Consider the following 18,305-nt stretch of genomic DNA (forward strand, 5'->3'; position numbering starts at 1 on the left):
CTGCTGTCTCCTAACGAGACAACTACTATATTCTATCAGCTCTTCCCCCCTTTGTCAACTCCTTTTCCTTACTTTTTTTCAACTAAATACTTTTCTTCTCCTAAACCTCGATCCAACAGCCCTCTGAGACTGCATGACTGCAGGGGTTTGCTGAAGTGTTTTAAGCCACTTAGAAACTCTGCATCCGACTGCAGGCGAAGGCTGGAGCGGCGCAGATAGACATAATCTTGTTTATAAGCAGATAAAAACTCACTGTTTGCTAACAAGTCTTCTAATTTGTCCAAATTTGCTAAAAGGCCGACATGAAAGGCAATGGGAGCAAATGTTTGATTTAGGGGCTGGGTGCAGACGCTGCGAAATTCGACTGTCCCGCGCTTAGTTAAACTCTGATACTGATAGCTTCGATGACTGTTAAAATCAGCTTCTTGAGGAGACAATATCGCTTTTTTTCCCTTGAGATTCCATGCTGAAATTTCCTTTTGGAACAGATAGTCTCTTGCGCGAATCGGTTCAAAATAATAAAGTTCCCCATCTCTTTCTGCGCTGAAAATAGCCGATCCGGAAAGATAGTCAAAGAAGTCATCTTCTGTTTCAAAGCTTCTGCTATTGACACCGACATTTTCTTTGAAGATACCATGCATGGAATTTTCCCAAAAAATATCCCGCGAAATTTTAAACGGCCAGTCTTGTCCCCAAAATTCCGAGTTAGCAAACAGATAAGCCTTGGCTGCTTCAATTTTGTTAAAAGCATTGATGACACGCAGGTAGTTATCTTTGCTGACATCCAGCTGAACTTGATTCCCGCAGATAAAAGAGCCATATTGAGGAAATTTATGAAAGAAAGGATCTTTTTTGTCTTTAGACAAGGCTAAAAAATCCAGCAGCATTTGATAACGCGGCAGCTTAACTGCACGATTGTCATTTAAATACCAATAAGGGTGAACCCCAAAGCCCTGTATCTCGTGGTGATAAGTCCTTAAATAGCTTTGTATAACATCCAAATAGCGATGAAACCTTTTTTCGGCATCCTGAATTCTTTTAACTTTTCCAAAAGCAAACTCTAGCGTATTGTAAGACACTTCAAAAAGAATCCTGTCTTCTGAGTTTTTATCAACAAGCTGAACAGGCTGTCCGTCTGTATCACACTTTTCCACCTCAAAGGGCAGAACTTGAGGAAGGTAAGCAAGTAAAGATTTTGAGACATGCAAATCTGTGGCTGCCTGTTTTAAATTGACAATCGGAAACTCCAGTTCAATCCCTATGTAGAACTCAGGCGCTTCCTTTATGTTAGTAAGGTATCGTTTTTTCAGTAAATCTGTAGCTTTGGTCATATGCTGCTCCCCAATGTTTGAGGTTAATTATAACAAAATTTTCAAAGAATTCAAAAAGCGCTTATTTAGGAAGTGCTTCTACTGTTAAAAACATTTCCTAAATAAACGCTGTCGCTTCAATATGATGAGTGTTCCACTAGGAGAGACTCCTAGTGGCAGACCAGAGCTAGACTAAGAATTTTTAAAATTCCATCATCGTAACACTCAACAAAATTGATAAAAATTATACTAATTCGATAATTGCCATTGGGGCAGCATCACCACGGCGCGGTTCTGTTTTAAGAATACGAGTGTATCCGCCGTTGCGTTCTGCATAACGCGGTGCAATTTCTGAAAAAAGTTTTTGAAGAGCTGTGGTTGACGTGTACTTGTCATTAGCTTCATCATAGTTTTCAGATGCAATTTCGTTGCGAACGAATGCAGCAGCTTGACGACGGGCATGAAGATCGCCGCGTTTGCCAAGGGTAATCATTTTTTCCACTGTTTTGCGGATTTCTTTTGCACGAGCTTCTGTTGTTACAATAGATTCGTTGATAAGAAGATCAGTCGTTAAATCACGAAGCATTGCTTTACGTTGTGAGCTAGTACGTCCTAGTTTACGGTAAGCCATTATTTCCTCCTATATTATTATTTATCGTTTTTTAATCCCAAACCAAGATCAGCAAGTTTTACTTTAACTTCCTCAAGGCTCTTGCGTCCAAGATTTCTAACCTTCATCATTTCAGGTTCAGTCTTTTCTGTTAAATCATAGACTGTGTTAATACCAGCACGTTTCAAACAGTTGTATGAACGCACCGATAAATCAAGTTCCTCAATCGTACGATCAAGTACTTTCTCATCAGAAACTTGTTCTGTTTCTTTCATGACATCCGTTGCTTTTGCAACTTCAGTTAAATCAGTGAAGAGATTTAAATGTTCAATCAAAACACGGGCAGATAAACCTAAAGCATCTTCAGGAATAATAGTTCCGTTAGTCATGATTTCGATTGTCAATTTATCAAAATTATCATTGCTGCCGACACGGGCAGGTTCAACCTGATAATTGACCTTCTTAACCGGTGTATAGATAGAGTCTATTGCAAGTGTCCCAACCGGTGCATCATCTTTTTTATTTTCTTCTGCCGGAATATAACCGCGATTAGTATCCACAGTCAGAGTAGCCTTCAGGCTGGCACCTTCAGCAATGGTAAAGAGATAGTGGTCAGGATTAACAATTTCAATATCACTGTCTGTTAAAATATCTCCGGCAGTAATTTCTGCTGGACCTTCAACATCCAGTTCAATGATTTTTTCCTCTTCAACATAAGATTTTACAGCAAGTCCTTTAAGGTTAAGGATAATTTGCATGACATCTTCGCGCACACCTGGAACGGTATCAAATTCGTGTAGTACCCCATCAATCTTAATTGACGTAACAGCTGCACCTGGAAGTGAAGACAAGAGTACACGACGAAGAGAATTACCTAGAGTTGTACCATAGCCACGCTCAAGCGGTTCAATGACAAATCTGCCGTAATCTTTATTTTCATCAATTTTTGTTATTATTGGTTTTTCAAACTCAATCATCTATTTTACTCCTCTAAAACATTCCTGTGTACTATGAGATTATGATTATACACGACGGCGTTTTGGAGGACGAGCACCATTATGCGGTACAGGAGTCACATCACGAATTGCTGTTACTTCCAGACCAGCAGCTGCAAGCGCACGAATAGCAGATTCACGACCTGAACCCGGCCCTTTTACAGTAACTTCAACAGTCTTAAGACCATGTTCTTGAGCAGATTTAGCAGCAGCTTCTGCAGCCATTTGGGCAGCAAACGGAGTAGATTTACGCGAACCTTTGAAACCGAGCGCACCAGCTGACGACCACGCAAGAGCGTTACCATGCACATCTGTAATCATAACAATAGTGTTATTGAATGTAGCGTGAATATGGGCAATACCAGATTCAATATTTTTCTTCACACGACGTTTACGTGTTGGTTTAGCCAATTTTTTTACCTCCTATTTTATTTTTTCTTACCAGCAATCGCTACAGCTTTACCTTTGCGAGTGCGAGCATTGTTTTTAGTGTTTTGTCCACGGACAGGAAGTCCACGACGGTGACGGATTCCACGATATGAACCGATTTCCATCAAACGTTTGATGTTGAGGTTAACTTCACGGCGAAGATCTCCTTCAACTTTGATTGCATCAACTTCGCGGCGGATAGCATCTTCTTGATCAGATGTTAAATCTTTCACACGAATATCTTCTGAAACACCTGCTGCAGCAAGAATTTTTTTAGAAGTTGGCAAACCGATACCATACACATAAGTAAGTGATACGACTACACGTTTATCGTTTGGAATATCAACTCCAGCAATACGAGCCATTTTTTCTCCTTTCTATTATTATCCTTGACGTTGTTTGTGTTTTGGATTTGTCGGACAAATCACCATAACACGGCCGTTACGGCGAATAACTTTGCAGTATTCGCAAATTGGTTTAACCGATGGTCTTACCTTCATTTTTATCCCTCCATTTATTTCGATTATTTAAAGCGGTATGTGATGCGTCCGCGTGTCAAGTCATAAGGACTCATTTCAACAGTAACCTTATCTCCTACTAAAATACGGATATAATTTTTCCGAATTTTTCCGGATACGGTTGCTAAAATTTGATGTCCATTTTCTAACTCGACTGTAAACATCGCATTCGGCATTGTCTCAACAACTTTGCCTTCAATTTCAATCACATCTTCTTTTGCCACGCAAAAGCCCCCCTAAATTTCGATTTGATGTCCTCTGAGCACAGAGGTAACAATTATAAGCCAGACTAGCTTATTCTATCACTCTTCGCAAGAAAAATCAAGCCACTAAACTGATTTTATTTTAAATTTGACAAAACCTTGTCAATAGCTTCAAAGACCAGTTCAATATCCTGATCGCCTTCAACATCATGAACCAATTCTTTAGCGCGATAAAAGTCAATGATTGGCTGACCCTGAGCAATATTCACGTCTAAGCGGCGTTTGACAGCTTCTGGTTTGTCATCCTCACGCTGATAGTAATCTTCTTCATTGTAATCAGCAGGGGGATTAAAAACTTTGTGAAAGGTTTCGCCGGTTTTACGGTTGATGATACGGCCGCTCAAACGCTCAACCAGCTTATTAGACGCAATCTCAATATTAACCACTGCATCCAATGTCAGACCAAGTTCATTCAAGATAGCAGTCAGCACTTCTGCCTGTTCCAAAGTGCGCGGGTAGCCATCAAGAAGAAAACCTTTTTCTTTGATATCTTCCTGTGCCAGACGTTCCTTGACAATGCCATTAGTCACTTCGTCAGGAACCAAGTCTCCCTTGTCCATATATGACTTGGCCAAGAGTCCCAATTCTGTTTGGTTAGCAATGGCAGCGCGGAACATGTCTCCTGTTGAGATATGAACAAGGCCAAACTTCTCAACGATTTTAGCCGCCTGAGTTCCTTTGCCTGCACCAGGCAAGCCCATAATTAAAAGATTCATGATAGTCTCCTTATTTTGTTTTCAAATAAATTCACCAATTTGGCAAACTTATTAAAAAGCAAAATAGAAGGGAGCAGAACATGAACTCAAAAATCAAAGAATTCATTATTCTGCCCCCGCAGCCCTGTCTGCTCTATTAAGCAAACAACTTCTGCGCTTTTAGCGCTTTGCTGTAAAGTGCTGCTTTATTGTCTATTCTGCAGTATTCATGAAACCAACATACTGTCTCTTCAAAAGGTAGCCTTCCAATTGTTTCATTCCTTCAATACCCGTTGAAATAACGATCAAGAGACTGGTTCCTCCCAAAGCTACGCTCGATGACAGGTCAAATTGCTGCTGGGCAACAATAGGACTCAGGGCAACAAAGGCCAAGAAAACTGAACCGATTGTAGCAAGCTTTTTAAGGAGTGATGACAAGTACTCTTCAGTTTCACGCCCGGGTCTGACACTAGGAATATAGGAAGCATTCTTCTGCAGATTCTCTGCTGTCTTTTCCGGATTCACCTGTACGAAAGTATAGAAGAATGAAAACAGAACAATGAGAACCGCATAGACAACCATCCCTGTCGGATTGGTATAGGACAGCCATTCCTGCAAGGTCGCCATCCAAGGAATATCACGGCCGTGTTGGAAAAACGGCAATATGGTACTTGGAATAGTTGTAATGGAACTTGCAAAGATGACCGGAATGACGCCTGCCGGATTTATCTTTAACGGAAGATAAGAATTCGTCGGCGCACCTTGTGCCAGCTTCGTATATTGGATTGGAATTTTATATTCTGCCTGTTGAACAAAGGTTGTAAAGAAGATGATCAGCAGACTGGCCAAAATCAGCAGTCCTACAAAAATCAAAGAATTTGTCAGCTCATCAGAACGAATATTGACAAAATAATCTTCATAGACTGATTTTATGGTCTCAGGTATAGAGGAAATAATCCCGGCAAAGATAATCATTGAGACACCGTTGCCGAAACCTTTATCGGAAATTTGATCTCCGAGCCAAGTCACAATCACACTTCCTGCCGTTAAAATAGCACCAATTAAAAGAAATGTTTGCATGTTTGGCGTTGATACAATACCGACACTGGAGAGGGCATTGAAACCGTAAGCAATACCAATAGATTGGAAGAAAGCAAGAATCAGCGAAATATAACGCGTCGCTTGATTAAGTTTACGGCGTCCGACTTCACCCTGCTTACCCCATTCAACAAACTTAGGCAATATATCCATTTGTAAGAGCTGAACTACGATCGATGCGGTAATATAAGGGCTGACCCCCATGGAGAAAACGGAGAAGTTACTCATGGCATTACCGCTGACCAGGTTTAGCATATTTAAAAATGGCAGATCACTTATTTGTTCAAGACTTTTAGCATTGATGCCTGGTACAGTGATGTGCGTACCAACACGAAACACAAAGATGATAAAAATTGTAAAGAAAATCTTTTTTCTAACACTTTTCACCTTCAGGGCGTCTTTTAAAAGTCTAAAAAACATTAGATCACCTCGATTGAACCACCTTTAGCAGTGATTGCTGCTTCAGCAGATTTTGAGAATTTAGCTGCTTTAACAGTTAATTTTTTAGTTAATTCGCCGTTACCAAGAATTTTAACCCCTGATTTTTCATTGCGAACGATTCCTGCTTCTTTAAGAACAGCAGGAGTGACCTCTGCACCATCTTCAAAGACATTTAATTTGTCAAGATTAACAAGTGCATATTCTTTAGCATTGATATTTGTAAATCCGCGTTTTGGAAGACGGCGGAAAAGCGGAGTTTGACCGCCTTCAAATCCAGGACGGATGCTGCCGCCGCTGCGGGATTTTTGACCCTTTTGACCGCGGCCTGCAGTTTTACCGTTACCTGATGATGAACCACGTCCAACACGGTTGCGAACTTTGCGAGAACCTTGAGCAGGTTTTAATTCATGAAGTTTCATTTAAATTTTTCTCCTTATTTGTAAAATGCTAACGCCTCTACAGGGGAAAAGGTGTTCCCTGTAAAGACTCGCCTATACGAATTTATATTGCATTCAAGCCGCAGCGATAAATCGCTGCGACTTGATAAATTTCAGCAGCTGACTGTGCAGCTCCTTCCAGCCAAAGCCGGAGGTACCTGTACAGCCAGCTTTGCAGGGACAGGCATGATTAATGGTGAGAAAGCTGTTTTCTCATCATTTCAGCTGACCGATGTTAGTTAACTTCTTCTACAGTCACTAAGTGTGAAACTTTGTTGACCATACCGCGAATAGCCGGGTTGTCTTCTTTGACAACTGAGCTGTTCAATTTACCAAGTCCAAGGGCAACAACGGTTTTACGCTGTGCAGGAATGCGGCCGATTGGAGACTTAGTCAAAGTAATTTTAAGTTGTGCCATGACTTCTCCTTTCTTATGCTAAATCAGAAACTGAAACACCGCGAAGGGCAGCAACATCTTCTGCACGTTTAAGCTGTTTCAAACCTTCAACTGTTGCGCGAACAATGTTGATTGGAGTGTTTGAACCGAGTGATTTAGATGTGATATCTGCCACACCGGCCAATTCCACAACAGCACGAACTGCACCGCCGGCAGCAACTCCAGCACCTTCTACAGCTGGTTTCAGCAAGACACGAGCACCGCCAAATTCTGAACGCACTTCGTGAGGAATTGTTGTTCCAACCATTGGTACTTCAATCATATTTTTCTTAGCAGTATCTACTGCCTTGCGAATAGCTTCCGGTACTTCCTGAGCCTTACCGGTACCAAAGCCTACACGGCCGTTACGGTCTCCAACAACTACAAGAGCAGCAAAGCGAAGACGGCGTCCGCCTTTAACAACTTTTGTAACACGGTTAATCGCAACAACGCGTTCTTCAAGTTCTACTGCATTATCTTTAAATGCCATTATTAAGTGTCCTCCCTATTAGAATTTCAATCCGTTTTCACGAGCTGCATCAGCCAAAGCTTTAACACGTCCGTGATAGAGATATCCACCGCGGTCAAACACCACTTCAGAAATACCTTTAGCTACTGCGCGTTCAGCAACGAGTTTCCCAACAACAACGGCTTGTTCTGTTTTAGTTCCTTTTGAAACTTCTTTGTCAAGAGTTGAAGCACTTGCGAGCGTTACACCCGCTACGTCATCAATTACTTGAGCGTAGATGCCTGTATTAGAACGGAAAACGTTCAAACGTGGGCGATCAGCAGTTCCAGAGAGTTTACCGCGAACGCGACGGTGGCGTTTTTGACGGATTTTATTTTTATCTGGTTTCGAAATCACAATTTTTACCTCTTAAATTTTATAATTATCAAACTGACAAAGTTGTTCTATAGCAGCTGCAGTATATTACAAATGCTATTAAACTAATCTTATTTACCTGTTTTACCTTCTTTGCGGCGTACATATTCACCAGCGTAACGAATACCTTTGCCTTTATATGGCTCAGGAGCACGGAGTCCGCGGATATAAGCAGCTGTCTGACCGACAACTTCCTTATTGATTCCGTTTACGATGATAGCTGTAGCGGACGGAACTTCAAAAGTAATTCCTTCCGGAGCTTCCACTTCATCTTGGTGAGATTTACCAACAGAAAGCACAAGTTTTTTTCCTTGAAGCTGAGCACGGTAACCGACACCCTGCATTTCAAGTTCTTTTTTGAAACCTTCAGAAACGCCGACAACCATGTTATTCAAGTTGGCACGGGTTGTACCGTGGATTGTTTTCATTTCTTTAGAATCATTTGGACGGTGAAGAGATACTTCAGTACCTTCAACCTTGATTTCAATAGCTTTTGGAAACTCACGAGTAAGTTCCCCTTTAGGTCCTTTTACAGTAACGACATTGTCTTTATTGCTCAGTTCTACACCGGCAGGCAATGTAATCACCTTATTACCAATACGTGACATAAATTATTTTCTCCTGTTAGATTATCAAGCCGCTCTTTGAACGACCAGTTTTCACGGGGTAAACAAGATACTTAGCCGTTAAGCAACTCAAAGAAAAATAGGAAGCTCAACTGAAAGATGCTCGCATCTAGGGAGAGTTTATCTTTTTTCAAAGAGTTGCAGGCGTGTTCGATTACAATATCTTGTTTCTATCTTTAAATTTGATACGAACAATTCAACAAGCTTGCTGAATTGAACACGGACTAAAATCCTAGTGAAAAAGATAGATTTCCTTGAAGTCCTCAGACTTCTGCGTCAATCTCCTATTTTCATACGGATTTTTAACGTCCTTAGTATCTTAAATTACCAAACGTAAGCCACCACTTCGCCCCCAACGTTCTTTTGACGGGCTTCTCTGTCAGTCAAAAGTCCTTCTGAAGTTGAAATGATTGCAATTCCAAGTCCGTTAAGAACTTTGGGAACTTCTGTGCTTTTCGTATAAATACGAAGACCTGGTTTAGAGATACGTTTTAAGCCGGTGATAACTTTTTCACCATTTTGTCCGTATTTAAGAAAAACACGGATGATTCCTTGTTTATCATCTTCGACGACTTCAACATTTTTCACAAAGCCTTCGCGTTTAAGAATTTCAGCAATCCCCTTTTTGATGTTTGATGCAGGAGCTTCAACAACACTGTGATTCGCTTGGTTTGCATTGCGGATACGTGTCAGAAAGTCTGCAATCGGGTCAGTCATAACCATTTATTTTTTCTCCTCTTACTAGTAGTTTGAAGTTTTCACTTGCTAGTTAATGATGCCTATACGGCATTTTGATAACTTTTCAGTTAAAAAGTTGATTTGAACTAAGGATAAAGCCTTAGTATCATTTCATTTGAACTCGGGCTACGGCCTGTGTGAAAAAGAGAAATCCACCTAGAACGCAAGCGTTCGTCGTTAGATTTCCTATTTTCACTTAGTCCGTCACGCCCTTAGTATCATTTAATTACCAAGACGCTTTTGTTACGCCGGGAATTTGTCCCTTGTAAGCTAATTCGCGGAAGCAGACACGGCAAAGTTTAAATTTGCGGTAGACTGAATGCGGACGGCCGCATTTTTCACAACGGGTATAAGCTTGCGTAGAGAATTTTGCCGGGCGTTTGCTCTTAGCAACCATAGATTTTTTAGCCAAATTTAAACCTCCTTATTATTTTGCAAAAGGCATTCCGAGGCCTGTAAGCAATTCACGTGATTCTTCATCGGTATTAGCAGTTGTTACGATAACAATATCAAGACCGCGTACTCTGTCAACATTATCAAAGTTGATTTCCGGGAAGATCAATTGTTCTTTAATGCCGAGTGTGTAGTTACCGCGTCCGTCAAATGATTTTGTCGGCACGCCGTGGAAATCACGCACACGCGGAAGTGATACAGTAACCAATTTATCCAAGAATTCATACATGCGTTCGCCACGAAGGGTAACTTTCGCACCGATAGCAACCCCTTCACGAAGACGGAAGCCGGCGATTGATTTCTTAGCTTTAGTGATAAGTGGTTTTTGACCTGAGATAAGCGCCAATTCATCAGCAGCTTTTTCAAGGTTTTTAGCATTTGATACAGCGTCACCAACACCCATGTTAAGGACGATTTTTTCAACCTTAGGCACAGCCATTACAGATGAGTAGCTGAATTTTTCTGTCAATGCAGGAACTACTTCATTAAGATATTTTTCTTTTAAGCGATTTGCCATTATACTTCTCCTTTCCTTCGTGATTAATCAAGCACTTCGCCTGATTTTTTGTTGTAACGAACTTTTTTGCCGTCAACAAACTTGTAACCGACACGTCCAGCAACGCCGTTTTTGTCAAGGACTTGAACGTTTGATGCATGGATTGGTGCTTCTTTTTCCACGATAGCACCTTGAGGGTTTTCGTTGTTTGGTTTTTGATGTTTCTTGATGATAGCTACACCTTCAACAACAACTTTATTTACTTTTGGAAGAGCTTTGAGGACTACAGCTTCTACGCCTTTGTCCTTGCCAGCAATAACGCGAACTTTATCGCCTTTTTTTACAAACATTTGAGTTATTCTCCTCTGTATATTTCTTACGCCCTATGGGCACCCTGACAAATTGTCAGGGGACTTCGTTTGTGTTTAAATTAAAGTACTTCTGGTGCCAATGACACGATTCTCATGAAGTTGCCTTCACGCAGTTCACGAGCTACCGGACCAAAGATACGAGTTCCGCGAGGTGTTTTATCATCACGGATAAGAACAGCTGCATTCTCATCGAACTTGATGTATGAACCATCAGCACGACGAGCACCTGATTTGGTACGAACGATAACGGCTTTGACAACGTCACCCTTTTTAACCGCACCACCAGGAGTAGCTTGTTTTACTGAAGCAACGATAACATCACCGATGTTAGCGAATTTACGGCCTGACCCACCAAGAACTTTGATAGTCAAGATTTCGCGAGCACCGCTGTTGTCAGCGACTTTTAAACGACTTTCTGATTGAATCATTTAAGTTTTTCTCCTTTCAGGTTTGATTAAATAATAACAGCTTCTTCAACCACTTCAACAAGGCGGAAATGCTTCGTTGCTGAAAGCGGACGAGTTTCCATGATGCGGACGATATCGCCTTCTTTAGCAACATTGTTTTCATCATGTGCCTTATATTTTTTAGAGTAGTTAATACGTTTACCATAGACTGGGTGGTTACGTTTTGTTTCAACTACAACTGTGATTGTTTTGTCCATTTTATCTGATACAACACGACCAACTAATGTTCTACGTTGTTTACGTTCCATTTAAAAGACTCCTTTCCCAATCTATTATTTGTTTTCAGACTGCACTGTTTTCACACGTGCAATTTGCTTTTTAACTTCGTTCAAACGGGCAGTTTGATCAAGTTGACCTGCTGCAGCTTGGAAACGAAGATCAAAAAGTTCTTTTTTCAGTTCGTTTTCTTTCTTAGCAAGTTCTTCTTGAGAAAGACCACGAAGCTCTTTAACAAAATCTTTAATTTCTTGAAGTTTCATGTTTTCTCCTTATTCTGCTTCACGTTTCACGAATTTCGTCTTAACCGGCAGCTTGTGGCTGGCAAGGCGAAGCGCCTCACGAGCAACTTCTTCCGGTACACCGGCAATTTCAAACATGATTTTGCCGCGTTTAACCGGCGCTACCCATCCTTCAGGAGCACCTTTCCCTGAACCCATACGCACACCGATAGCTTTGGCAGTGTATGATTTATGAGGGAAGATTTTAATCCAAACTTTACCGCCACGTTTCATGTAACGCGTCATTGCGATACGGGCAGCTTCGATTTGGCGGTTGGTAATCCAGTGGCTGGTAGTAGCCTGAAGACCGTATTCTCCGAATGCTACTTCTTTTCCGCCTTTAGCTTCACCGCGCATTTTTCCGCGGAACTCACGACGGTGTTTAACACGTTTAGGTACTAACATTTGTTATTTGCCTCCTTTAGTGTTTTTACGAGCTGGAAGAATTTCACCACGGTAAATCCAAACTTTAACACCGAGCTTACCATAAGTTGTATCAGCTTCTTCCCAAGCATAGTCGATATCCGCACGCAGTGTGTGAAGCGGAACAGTTCCTTCTGAGTATCCTTCGCTGCGGGCAATATCTGCACCGTTCAAGCGGCCTGATACCTGAGTTTTAATTCCTTTAGCACCTGCACGCATTGTACGTTGAATAGCTTGTTTTTGTGCACGGCGGAAAGCAACACGCTGCTCAAGTTGACGAGCGATGTTTTCACCAACAAGGTGAGCATCAAGATCCGGTGATTTAATTTCAACGATATTGATGTGAACTTGTTTTCCAGTCAATTTGTTAAGTTGCGCACGAAGAGCGTCAACATTTGTTCCGCCTTTACCGATAACCATACCTGGTTTTGCAGTATGAAGGGAAACATTTACTTTGTTTACTGCGCGTTCGATTTCGATAGTTGAAATTGAAGCGTCAGCCAATTCTTTTTGAATGAATTTACGGATTGCAAGATCTTCATGAAGGTAATCCGCGTATTCTTTTTCAGCATACCATTTCGCATCCCAGTCACGGATGATCCCGACACGCATACCAATTGGATGTACTTTTTGACCCACGATTTTACCTCCTTATTTTTCTGCAACAACTACTGTGACGTGAGTTGTGCGTTTGTTGATTGGTGAAGCTGAACCTTTGGCACGCGGACGGAAACGTTTCATGGTTGGTCCTTCGTTAGCAAATGTTTCAGATACTACCAAATTAGCTTTTTCCAAACCAAAGTTATTTTCTGCATTGGCAACTGCTGAATTAAGCGTCTTTTCAACGATGCGTGCTGCTTTGTTTGGAGTGAATTTCAAGATTGCGATTGCGTCAGCAACGTTCTTACCACGGATAAGATCAAGAACAAGACGTGTTTTACGAGGTGAAACACGCACTGTACGAGCCATTGCTTTAGCTGAAGTAATTTCTGCCATTGTGTCCTCCTCCTATTAACGACGTGTTTTCTTATCGTCAGCTGCGTGACCTTTGTAAGTACGTGTTGGTGCAAATTCACCAAGCTTGTGACCTACCATGTCCTCCTGAATGTAAACAGGAACATGTTTGCGGCCGTCATAAACTGCGATTGTATATCCGATGAAACTTGGGAAAATCGTTGAACGACGTGACCAAGTTTTGATAACTTTTTTCTTTTCGTCATTAGCTTGAGCTTCGATTTTTTTCATCAAATGCTCATCGACGAAAGGTCCTTTTTTAAGACTGCGTCCCATTATGTTATTTTCTCCTTTAAATAAATGTACCACAGCGGCTTGGGAAGCGGAAAAAGTCCAAATTGAGCTTTTTCCTGACAGACCCTACCGAGCTGGCGGAATGTATAAGCCGGTCAGCTAACCGGCTAAATGCAGCAGCTGAGGGTAAAATAGTTTTGTTTTGCAACTCACTTTTTTCCTCGTCAACTGTGCAGAGGTTTTGCTGTGAAAGATCAACAACTTTCTGATCGGCTGGCTATTTTTCGTTGCGGCGACGAACGATAAGTTTATTTGATCTAGCTTTTTTATTGCGTGTTTTAAGACCAAGCGCAGGTTTACCCCATGGAGTAGACGGCGCTTTACGTCCAACCGGTGCTTTACCTTCACCACCACCGTGCGGGTGATCGTTAGGGTTCATTACAGAACCGCGAACAGTTGGGCGAATACCTTTCCAGCGGCTGCGTCCTGCTTTACCGTAGTTAACCAAACCATGCTGTTCATTGCCGACTGTACCTACTGTAGCACGGCACGTTCCAAGAACCATGCGAACTTCGCCTGATTGAAGACGAACGAGCACATACTTCCCTTCTTGGCCAAGTACTTGAGCAGAAGCTCCGGCTGCACGAACAAGTTCTGCACCTTTGCCCGGTTTTAACTCAATGTTGTGGATAACTGTACCGACTGGAATATTAGCAAGCGGAAGTGCATTTCCGACTTTGATGTCTGCTTCAGGTCCTGAAACGATGTGTTGACCGACTTCCAGGCCTTTCGGCGCAATGATATAAGCCTTAACACCGTCAACATAGTGCACAAGTGCAATGTTAGCTGAGCGGTTTGGATCGTATTCAATTGTTTTAATAACTGCTTCAACACCGTCTTTATTACGCTTGAAATCAATCAAACGGTAGTGGCGCTTGTGTCCGCCGCCTTGATGGCGAACAGTGATACGGCCGTTATTGTTGCGGCCGGCCTTGCTTTTCAGCGGAGCAAGCAATGATTTCTCGGGAGTGCTTGTAGTGATTTCAGCAAAATCCAAAGAAGTCATATTGCGACGGCCATTTGTCGTTGGTTTATAAACTTTAATACCCACCTTATTTCCTCCTTAGATTACTCTGCTTCAGCAGCTGCAAACAACTCGATTTCTTTTGAATCAGCTGTAAGAGTGATGATAGCCTTTTTAGTTCTGTTTGTGAAGCCTGTATAGCGGCCGACACGTTTTTGTTTTGGTTTTACATTTACTGTACGGACACTGGCAACTTTCACACCGTCAAATGCTGCTTCAACAGCTTGTTTGATCAAGAGTTTGTGTGCGCGAGTATCAACTTCAAATGTATATTTCCCTTCTTCAAGGGCAACCATTGATTTTTCAGTAACAACAGGTTTTTTAATGACGTCGTACAAATTCATTATGCAAGAACCTCCTCGATATTAGAGATCGCTTCTTTAGTAACAAGAAGTTTGTCGCTGTTTACGATATCAAGGACACTTGCAGTTGCTGCTGTAGCAACCTTTACATTTGGAAGGTTACGAGCTGATAATTCAGCAAATTTGTTTCCTTCTTCAAGAATAACAAGTACTTTTGAATCAATGCTGAGTGCAGCAAGTGCCTGTGCAAATTCTTTAGTTTTCGGAGTTTCGAAAGAAAGAGCATCTACAGCTACAAATTTTTCATCAGCAACTTTTGCTGAATAAACGGATTTCAACGCAAGGCGACGAACTTTTTGCGGAAGTTTGTAGCCGTATGAACGCGGAGTCGGTCCGAAGACAACACCACCGCCGCGCCATTGTGGTGAGCGGATAGAACCTTGACGCGCACGTCCAGTTCCTTTTTGACGCCATGGTTTACGGCCGCCGCCTGATACTGCTGAACGATTTTTAACCGCATGAGTACCTTGGCGAAGATTGGCACGTTGGCTGATAACAACATCAAATACTACTGATTCGTTTGGTTCAATTCCAAAGACAGCATCATTAAGTGTCACTTGACCAGCTTCTTTACCAGTTTGGTCAAATAGTTTTACGTTTGCCATGTTAACTGATTTCCCCTTTCCTTATTATTTAGCAGCTTTAACTGCTGATTTGATGGTGATAAGAGATTTCTTAGCACCCGGCACATTACCCTTAATAAGGATAACGTTTTTTTCCGGAACAACTTGAACTACTTCAAGATTTTGAATAGTTACGCGGTTGCCGCCCATGCGTCCAGCCAAATGTTTGTTTTTGAAAACACGGTTAGGCGCAACTGGTCCCATAGAACCAGGACGACGGTGGTAACGAGAACCGTGAGCCATAGGACCGCGTGATTGACCGTGGCGTTTAATAGCACCTTGGAAACCTTTACCTTTAGTTGTACCAGTAACATCAACAACATCACCGGCTTCGAACTGTTCAACAGTTAATTCTGAACCAACTTCTAAGCCTTCAATGTTTTTGAATTCACGAATGAAGCGCTTAGGAGCCGTGTCAGCTTTTGCTACGTGACCTTTGGCGGGTTTGTTACTCAATACTTCGCGCTTGTCATCAAAACCAACTTGAACTGCTTCATAACCATCTGTTTCAACAGTTTTCACTTGAAGCACAACATTCGGAGCTGCTTCGATGACAGTAACAGGGATAAATTCACCGGCTTCAGTGAAGATTTGAGTCATTCCCACTTTTTTCCCTAAGATTCCTTTTGTCATGAGAAAATATTTCCTTTACTTATTTTTATTAAAAAGTTTTTAATGAGCGTTTTTCATGCTCAAAAAAGTTTTTAACGAGCGTTTTTTGTGCTCAAACCGAATTAGAGTTTGATTTCTACGTTTACACCGCTTGGAAGATCAAGCTTCATAAGCGCATCAACAGTTTTTTGCGTTGGGTTCACAATGTCAATAAGACGTTTGTGCGTACGCATTTCAAATTGTTCGCGAGAATCTTTATACTTGTGAGTCGCACGAATAATTGTGTAAAGACTGCGTTCAGTAGGAAGCGGTACCGGACCGGCTACGCTTGCGCCTGTACGAGTTGCTGTTTCTACGATTTTTTCTGCCGCTGTATCAAGTGTACGGTGTTCGTATGCTTTCAAACGGATACGGATTTTTTTGTTTGCCATCTTTTCTCCTCTCGTCTATTTAAAATAATAGGCTAGCTCCGCAAGAAAACCGGCAGCCGTTGCGTGGCAATGCAACCGAGCGTGTCGCAACCTCTTGCATCAAAGCTAAAAGCTGTTTTTTACAGCACCCGATTAGTATAACAAATAAAACCTTCTATTGCAAGGGCTTTGCCGACTTTTTTTATTTTTCTTCTATGAAAAGGCTTTAAAAAGAGAGCGAGGCAAATTATGATTTCACAAAAATCAATTTTCCTCACTCTCTCTTGCAGATAAGCCTTCTTCTCTATTTAATTAGCCGCCCTTTCATATACCTTTTGTACATATAATACAAGAATAACCAGCGAAAGATATTATCCGCCAGCGTTGCAAGCCAAACACCGGACAAACCCAAACTCAGGCTGATACCCAGAAAGTACCCTAAAAGGATACGGATAAGCCACATTCCAATTGTTGTAGCATAAAAAGGGAGCTTGGCCTTTCCCAGACCTTGCCAGACTGCTGTAAAAATCAAAGTGCCCGATGTAGCGGGACCGCCGATAAAAGAATAAAACAGCACAACCAAGCTGGCTTGCAGAGCCTCGTTATTGTCTGTAAAAAGAAAAGTCAGGTGCCTTCCTCCAAAAAAGACAAGGGTTCCGATTGACAGCATTAATATAGTAGAAAGAACATAGGATTCTCTAACAACCTGACGAATATGGTCCTTGCTGCCCTCACCCAGATAGTGAGCGACCAGAATGACCGTTGCCGTGGCAACTCCTATGCCCGGCATGTAATTAAATTGTGTCAGGGTTTCGCCGATTGCATTTCCGGCGACAGCCGTCGTCCCAAACCTGACAATAATGGCTACGATAACAATATCTCCCGCCCTCATCATCAGCCGCTCTCCTGCTGCAGGCAGAGCGAAAGCCGTCAGATCTTTATCCAGTTTAAATTTCGTCGCAGCCAGAATCTCCTTAACAGGCAGCTGGCTCGCCAGGACACCGACTCCAACGAGACGTGAAAACACTGTCGCGCCGGCAACACCGGCAATTCCCCAATGGCACAGAAAAACGGCTGCTGCTGATAACAGAGCATTCAAAACATTGGTCAAAAAGCTGGCATACATCGGCAGTCTTGCCTTACCCTGAGCCCTTAAAACAGCGCCTAAGGTTGTCTGCAGCCCCAAGGCAGCTATCAGACCGCCAACCACTGCCAAATAAAGACTTCCTGTACGTGTCACATCAGCAGCTGTTCCCAGAAAATGCAGCATCTGCCGCCCAAAAATTAAAGATGCCGCTCCCAAAACCAGACTGATAACTATTGTTAAAAAAATGGATTGAGCTTGATAAAATCGTGTTTTGACAGCATCCTTTTCTCCCAAACTTTTAGCAATCAGGCTGGATACCGCAGCTCCGAGAGCAATAAAAACAGCCTGATAAACAGTAATAATGTTATTTGCGACCGAAACACCCGAAACAGCCGCTAAGCCGAGCTGCGCAACCAAATAATTGTCAACAACCCCCATCAGCATCTGCAAAAGATTCTCTGCCATAGCCGGCAGAGCAAGCCCGATAATTTTCTTTCTTTGCTTCATATTCCTATACACGAAAACCTCTCACAAGAGCAAAATTCTTTTATATTGCCTTACAGCTTACTGTCAACATACTGAATAAAAAAGAACCGATTATGTATCAGTTTAACGAAATTATTCCTTACTGAAAAACCAGCCCTTGTGAACGATACTTTTAGTTATAATTAAGAGGCTGGAATTTGGTTCCAG

General features: G+C 42.0%; 32 protein-coding genes. 1 reads left to right on the forward strand and 31 read right to left on the reverse strand.

Annotated features, from left to right (window positions below; translation table 11 throughout):
- Nucleotides 1–68 precede the first annotated feature (68 nt).
- The 10 genes from AC4HAN_RS08985 to rplO form a co-directional block, all read right to left on the reverse strand.
- A complete protein-coding gene (locus AC4HAN_RS08985) occupies nucleotides 69–1,331 on the reverse strand; it encodes a glutamate-cysteine ligase family protein (protein ID WP_491092216.1) in 1,263 nt (420 codons plus the stop codon).
- Between the two features lie 223 nt (nucleotides 1,332–1,554).
- Nucleotides 1,555–1,941, reverse strand: coding sequence for a 50S ribosomal protein L17 (gene rplQ, locus AC4HAN_RS08990; RefSeq protein ID WP_027974865.1), 387 nt, complete (start codon nucleotides 1,939–1,941; stop codon nucleotides 1,555–1,557).
- Between the two features lie 17 nt (nucleotides 1,942–1,958).
- The gene (locus AC4HAN_RS08995) at nucleotides 1,959–2,897 is read right to left on the reverse strand and encodes a DNA-directed RNA polymerase subunit alpha (RefSeq protein WP_027974864.1); all 939 of its coding nucleotides are present in this window, start codon (nucleotides 2,895–2,897) and stop codon (nucleotides 1,959–1,961) included.
- A 45-nt stretch (nucleotides 2,898–2,942) separates the two neighbouring features.
- The gene (rpsK, locus tag AC4HAN_RS09000; RefSeq protein ID WP_003080097.1) at nucleotides 2,943–3,326 is read right to left on the reverse strand and encodes a 30S ribosomal protein S11; all 384 of its coding nucleotides are present in this window, start codon (nucleotides 3,324–3,326) and stop codon (nucleotides 2,943–2,945) included.
- Between the two features lie 17 nt (nucleotides 3,327–3,343).
- Complete coding sequence (gene rpsM, locus AC4HAN_RS09005; RefSeq protein ID WP_002262317.1) at nucleotides 3,344–3,709, reverse strand: 30S ribosomal protein S13; 366 nt, start codon at nucleotides 3,707–3,709, stop codon at nucleotides 3,344–3,346.
- Between the two features lie 18 nt (nucleotides 3,710–3,727).
- A complete protein-coding gene (rpmJ, locus tag AC4HAN_RS09010; RefSeq protein ID WP_000868345.1) occupies nucleotides 3,728–3,844 on the reverse strand; it encodes a 50S ribosomal protein L36 in 117 nt (38 codons plus the stop codon).
- Between the two features lie 23 nt (nucleotides 3,845–3,867).
- Nucleotides 3,868–4,086: a translation initiation factor IF-1 gene (gene infA / locus AC4HAN_RS09015; protein WP_002262318.1), complete on the reverse strand. Its 219-nt coding sequence runs from the start codon at nucleotides 4,084–4,086 to the stop codon at nucleotides 3,868–3,870.
- 116 nt (nucleotides 4,087–4,202) lie between these two features.
- Nucleotides 4,203–4,841 carry an adenylate kinase gene (locus tag AC4HAN_RS09020; RefSeq protein ID WP_491092217.1) on the reverse strand — a complete coding sequence of 213 codons (639 nt, stop codon included), beginning with the start codon at nucleotides 4,839–4,841 and terminating at the stop codon, nucleotides 4,203–4,205.
- A gap of 192 nt (nucleotides 4,842–5,033) precedes the next feature.
- The gene (gene secY / locus AC4HAN_RS09025; RefSeq protein WP_491092218.1) at nucleotides 5,034–6,338 is read right to left on the reverse strand and encodes a preprotein translocase subunit SecY; all 1,305 of its coding nucleotides are present in this window, start codon (nucleotides 6,336–6,338) and stop codon (nucleotides 5,034–5,036) included.
- Entirely contained in the window at nucleotides 6,338–6,778 is a 441-nt protein-coding gene (gene rplO, locus AC4HAN_RS09030; RefSeq protein ID WP_027974861.1) for a 50S ribosomal protein L15, read from the reverse strand. Before rplO ends, secY begins: the two co-directional genes overlap by 1 nt.
- Nucleotides 6,779–6,829: 51 nt before the next feature.
- Between rplO and AC4HAN_RS09035 the strand changes: the two genes are divergently transcribed.
- A complete protein-coding gene (locus AC4HAN_RS09035) occupies nucleotides 6,830–7,039 on the forward strand; it encodes a hypothetical protein (protein ID WP_491092219.1) in 210 nt (69 codons plus the stop codon).
- Here the strand turns inward: AC4HAN_RS09035 and rpmD are convergent.
- From rpmD to AC4HAN_RS09140, 21 genes are all read right to left on the reverse strand, one after another.
- On the reverse strand, nucleotides 7,032–7,214 hold the full coding sequence (gene rpmD / locus AC4HAN_RS09040; protein WP_491092220.1) for a 50S ribosomal protein L30: 183 nt from the start codon (nucleotides 7,212–7,214) through the stop codon (nucleotides 7,032–7,034). The genes AC4HAN_RS09035 and rpmD overlap by 8 nt on opposite strands.
- Before the next feature lie 13 nt (nucleotides 7,215–7,227).
- Complete coding sequence (rpsE, locus tag AC4HAN_RS09045) at nucleotides 7,228–7,722, reverse strand: 30S ribosomal protein S5 (protein WP_027974859.1); 495 nt, start codon at nucleotides 7,720–7,722, stop codon at nucleotides 7,228–7,230.
- A gap of 18 nt (nucleotides 7,723–7,740) precedes the next feature.
- A complete protein-coding gene (rplR, locus tag AC4HAN_RS09050; RefSeq protein ID WP_003010871.1) occupies nucleotides 7,741–8,097 on the reverse strand; it encodes a 50S ribosomal protein L18 in 357 nt (118 codons plus the stop codon).
- 89 nt (nucleotides 8,098–8,186) lie between these two features.
- Nucleotides 8,187–8,723: a 50S ribosomal protein L6 gene (gene rplF / locus AC4HAN_RS09055; RefSeq protein ID WP_491092221.1), complete on the reverse strand. Its 537-nt coding sequence runs from the start codon at nucleotides 8,721–8,723 to the stop codon at nucleotides 8,187–8,189.
- Nucleotides 8,724–9,065: 342 nt separating this feature from the next.
- Nucleotides 9,066–9,464 carry a 30S ribosomal protein S8 gene (gene rpsH, locus AC4HAN_RS09060; RefSeq protein WP_491092222.1) on the reverse strand — a complete coding sequence of 133 codons (399 nt, stop codon included), beginning with the start codon at nucleotides 9,462–9,464 and terminating at the stop codon, nucleotides 9,066–9,068.
- A 241-nt stretch (nucleotides 9,465–9,705) separates the two neighbouring features.
- The gene (locus AC4HAN_RS09065; protein ID WP_002262327.1) at nucleotides 9,706–9,891 is read right to left on the reverse strand and encodes a type Z 30S ribosomal protein S14; all 186 of its coding nucleotides are present in this window, start codon (nucleotides 9,889–9,891) and stop codon (nucleotides 9,706–9,708) included.
- Between the two features lie 15 nt (nucleotides 9,892–9,906).
- Nucleotides 9,907–10,449: a 50S ribosomal protein L5 gene (gene rplE, locus AC4HAN_RS09070; RefSeq protein ID WP_491092223.1), complete on the reverse strand. Its 543-nt coding sequence runs from the start codon at nucleotides 10,447–10,449 to the stop codon at nucleotides 9,907–9,909.
- 23 nt (nucleotides 10,450–10,472) lie between these two features.
- Nucleotides 10,473–10,778 (reverse strand): 50S ribosomal protein L24, encoded by a 306-nt coding sequence (rplX, locus tag AC4HAN_RS09075; protein WP_003086898.1) that lies wholly within the window; start codon nucleotides 10,776–10,778, stop codon nucleotides 10,473–10,475.
- Between the two features lie 80 nt (nucleotides 10,779–10,858).
- Entirely contained in the window at nucleotides 10,859–11,227 is a 369-nt protein-coding gene (rplN, locus tag AC4HAN_RS09080) for a 50S ribosomal protein L14 (RefSeq protein WP_491092224.1), read from the reverse strand.
- Between the two features lie 26 nt (nucleotides 11,228–11,253).
- Nucleotides 11,254–11,514: a 30S ribosomal protein S17 gene (rpsQ, locus tag AC4HAN_RS09085; RefSeq protein ID WP_003086900.1), complete on the reverse strand. Its 261-nt coding sequence runs from the start codon at nucleotides 11,512–11,514 to the stop codon at nucleotides 11,254–11,256.
- 24 nt (nucleotides 11,515–11,538) lie between these two features.
- Nucleotides 11,539–11,745 (reverse strand): 50S ribosomal protein L29, encoded by a 207-nt coding sequence (gene rpmC, locus AC4HAN_RS09090; RefSeq protein ID WP_003086901.1) that lies wholly within the window; start codon nucleotides 11,743–11,745, stop codon nucleotides 11,539–11,541.
- 9 nt (nucleotides 11,746–11,754) lie between these two features.
- On the reverse strand, nucleotides 11,755–12,168 hold the full coding sequence (rplP, locus tag AC4HAN_RS09095; protein ID WP_003075193.1) for a 50S ribosomal protein L16: 414 nt from the start codon (nucleotides 12,166–12,168) through the stop codon (nucleotides 11,755–11,757).
- A gap of 3 nt (nucleotides 12,169–12,171) precedes the next feature.
- On the reverse strand, nucleotides 12,172–12,825 hold the full coding sequence (rpsC, locus tag AC4HAN_RS09100; protein ID WP_491092225.1) for a 30S ribosomal protein S3: 654 nt from the start codon (nucleotides 12,823–12,825) through the stop codon (nucleotides 12,172–12,174).
- A 12-nt stretch (nucleotides 12,826–12,837) separates the two neighbouring features.
- A complete protein-coding gene (rplV, locus tag AC4HAN_RS09105) occupies nucleotides 12,838–13,182 on the reverse strand; it encodes a 50S ribosomal protein L22 (protein ID WP_027974854.1) in 345 nt (114 codons plus the stop codon).
- Between the two features lie 15 nt (nucleotides 13,183–13,197).
- Nucleotides 13,198–13,476 (reverse strand): 30S ribosomal protein S19, encoded by a 279-nt coding sequence (gene rpsS, locus AC4HAN_RS09110; protein WP_003086904.1) that lies wholly within the window; start codon nucleotides 13,474–13,476, stop codon nucleotides 13,198–13,200.
- Between the two features lie 235 nt (nucleotides 13,477–13,711).
- Nucleotides 13,712–14,545 (reverse strand): 50S ribosomal protein L2, encoded by an 834-nt coding sequence (gene rplB, locus AC4HAN_RS09115; protein WP_491092226.1) that lies wholly within the window; start codon nucleotides 14,543–14,545, stop codon nucleotides 13,712–13,714.
- Between the two features lie 17 nt (nucleotides 14,546–14,562).
- Entirely contained in the window at nucleotides 14,563–14,862 is a 300-nt protein-coding gene (locus AC4HAN_RS09120) for a 50S ribosomal protein L23 (protein WP_491092227.1), read from the reverse strand.
- Nucleotides 14,862–15,485, reverse strand: a complete 624-nt coding sequence (gene rplD, locus AC4HAN_RS09125) for a 50S ribosomal protein L4 (RefSeq protein WP_491092228.1) — start codon at nucleotides 15,483–15,485, stop codon at nucleotides 14,862–14,864. The genes AC4HAN_RS09120 and rplD overlap by 1 nt, the downstream gene beginning before the upstream one ends.
- 24 nt (nucleotides 15,486–15,509) lie before the next feature.
- On the reverse strand, nucleotides 15,510–16,136 hold the full coding sequence (gene rplC, locus AC4HAN_RS09130; protein ID WP_027974850.1) for a 50S ribosomal protein L3: 627 nt from the start codon (nucleotides 16,134–16,136) through the stop codon (nucleotides 15,510–15,512).
- Between the two features lie 101 nt (nucleotides 16,137–16,237).
- Nucleotides 16,238–16,546 carry a 30S ribosomal protein S10 gene (gene rpsJ, locus AC4HAN_RS09135; RefSeq protein ID WP_003067229.1) on the reverse strand — a complete coding sequence of 103 codons (309 nt, stop codon included), beginning with the start codon at nucleotides 16,544–16,546 and terminating at the stop codon, nucleotides 16,238–16,240.
- 283 nt (nucleotides 16,547–16,829) lie between these two features.
- A complete protein-coding gene (locus AC4HAN_RS09140; protein WP_491092229.1) occupies nucleotides 16,830–18,119 on the reverse strand; it encodes an MATE family efflux transporter in 1,290 nt (429 codons plus the stop codon).
- Nucleotides 18,120–18,305: the final 186 nt, after the last annotated feature.

The organism is Streptococcus sp. ELY_86, from assembly GCF_058314495.1.

Coding starts and splice junctions, on each gene's coding strand:
- AC4HAN_RS08985 (WP_491092216.1), bottom strand. CDS start 1,331: ATGACCAAAGCTACAGATTTACTGAAAAAACGATACCTTACTAACATA.
- rplQ (WP_027974865.1), bottom strand. CDS start 1,941: ATGGCTTACCGTAAACTAGGACGTACTAGCTCACAACGTAAAGCAATG.
- AC4HAN_RS08995 (WP_027974864.1), bottom strand. CDS start 2,897: ATGATTGAGTTTGAAAAACCAATAATAACAAAAATTGATGAAAATAAA.
- rpsM (WP_002262317.1), bottom strand. CDS start 3,709: ATGGCTCGTATTGCTGGAGTTGATATTCCAAACGATAAACGTGTAGTC.
- rpmJ (WP_000868345.1), bottom strand. CDS start 3,844: ATGAAGGTAAGACCATCGGTTAAACCAATTTGCGAATACTGCAAAGTT.
- AC4HAN_RS09020 (WP_491092217.1), bottom strand. CDS start 4,841: ATGAATCTTTTAATTATGGGCTTGCCTGGTGCAGGCAAAGGAACTCAG.
- secY (WP_491092218.1), bottom strand. CDS start 6,338: ATGTTTTTTAGACTTTTAAAAGACGCCCTGAAGGTGAAAAGTGTTAGA.
- rplO (WP_027974861.1), bottom strand. CDS start 6,778: ATGAAACTTCATGAATTAAAACCTGCTCAAGGTTCTCGCAAAGTTCGC.
- rpmD (WP_491092220.1), bottom strand. CDS start 7,214: ATGGCACAACTTAAAATTACTTTGACTAAGTCTCCAATCGGCCGCATT.
- rpsE (WP_027974859.1), bottom strand. CDS start 7,722: ATGGCATTTAAAGATAATGCAGTAGAACTTGAAGAACGCGTTGTTGCG.
- rplF (WP_491092221.1), bottom strand. CDS start 8,723: ATGTCACGTATTGGTAATAAGGTGATTACATTGCCTGCCGGTGTAGAA.
- rpsH (WP_491092222.1), bottom strand. CDS start 9,464: ATGGTTATGACTGACCCGATTGCAGACTTTCTGACACGTATCCGCAAT.
- rplE (WP_491092223.1), bottom strand. CDS start 10,449: ATGGCAAATCGCTTAAAAGAAAAATATCTTAATGAAGTAGTTCCTGCA.
- rplX (WP_003086898.1), bottom strand. CDS start 10,778: ATGTTTGTAAAAAAAGGCGATAAAGTTCGCGTTATTGCTGGCAAGGAC.
- rplN (WP_491092224.1), bottom strand. CDS start 11,227: ATGATTCAATCAGAAAGTCGTTTAAAAGTCGCTGACAACAGCGGTGCT.
- rpsQ (WP_003086900.1), bottom strand. CDS start 11,514: ATGGAACGTAAACAACGTAGAACATTAGTTGGTCGTGTTGTATCAGAT.
- rpmC (WP_003086901.1), bottom strand. CDS start 11,745: ATGAAACTTCAAGAAATTAAAGATTTTGTTAAAGAGCTTCGTGGTCTT.
- rplP (WP_003075193.1), bottom strand. CDS start 12,168: ATGTTAGTACCTAAACGTGTTAAACACCGTCGTGAGTTCCGCGGAAAA.
- rplV (WP_027974854.1), bottom strand. CDS start 13,182: ATGGCAGAAATTACTTCAGCTAAAGCAATGGCTCGTACAGTGCGTGTT.
- rpsS (WP_003086904.1), bottom strand. CDS start 13,476: ATGGGACGCAGTCTTAAAAAAGGACCTTTCGTCGATGAGCATTTGATG.
- AC4HAN_RS09120 (WP_491092227.1), bottom strand. CDS start 14,862: ATGAATTTGTACGACGTCATTAAAAAACCTGTTGTTACTGAAAAATCA.
- rplD (WP_491092228.1), bottom strand. CDS start 15,485: ATGGCAAACGTAAAACTATTTGACCAAACTGGTAAAGAAGCTGGTCAA.
- rplC (WP_027974850.1), bottom strand. CDS start 16,136: ATGACAAAAGGAATCTTAGGGAAAAAAGTGGGAATGACTCAAATCTTC.
- rpsJ (WP_003067229.1), bottom strand. CDS start 16,546: ATGGCAAACAAAAAAATCCGTATCCGTTTGAAAGCATACGAACACCGT.
- AC4HAN_RS09140 (WP_491092229.1), bottom strand. CDS start 18,119: ATGAAGCAAAGAAAGAAAATTATCGGGCTTGCTCTGCCGGCTATGGCA.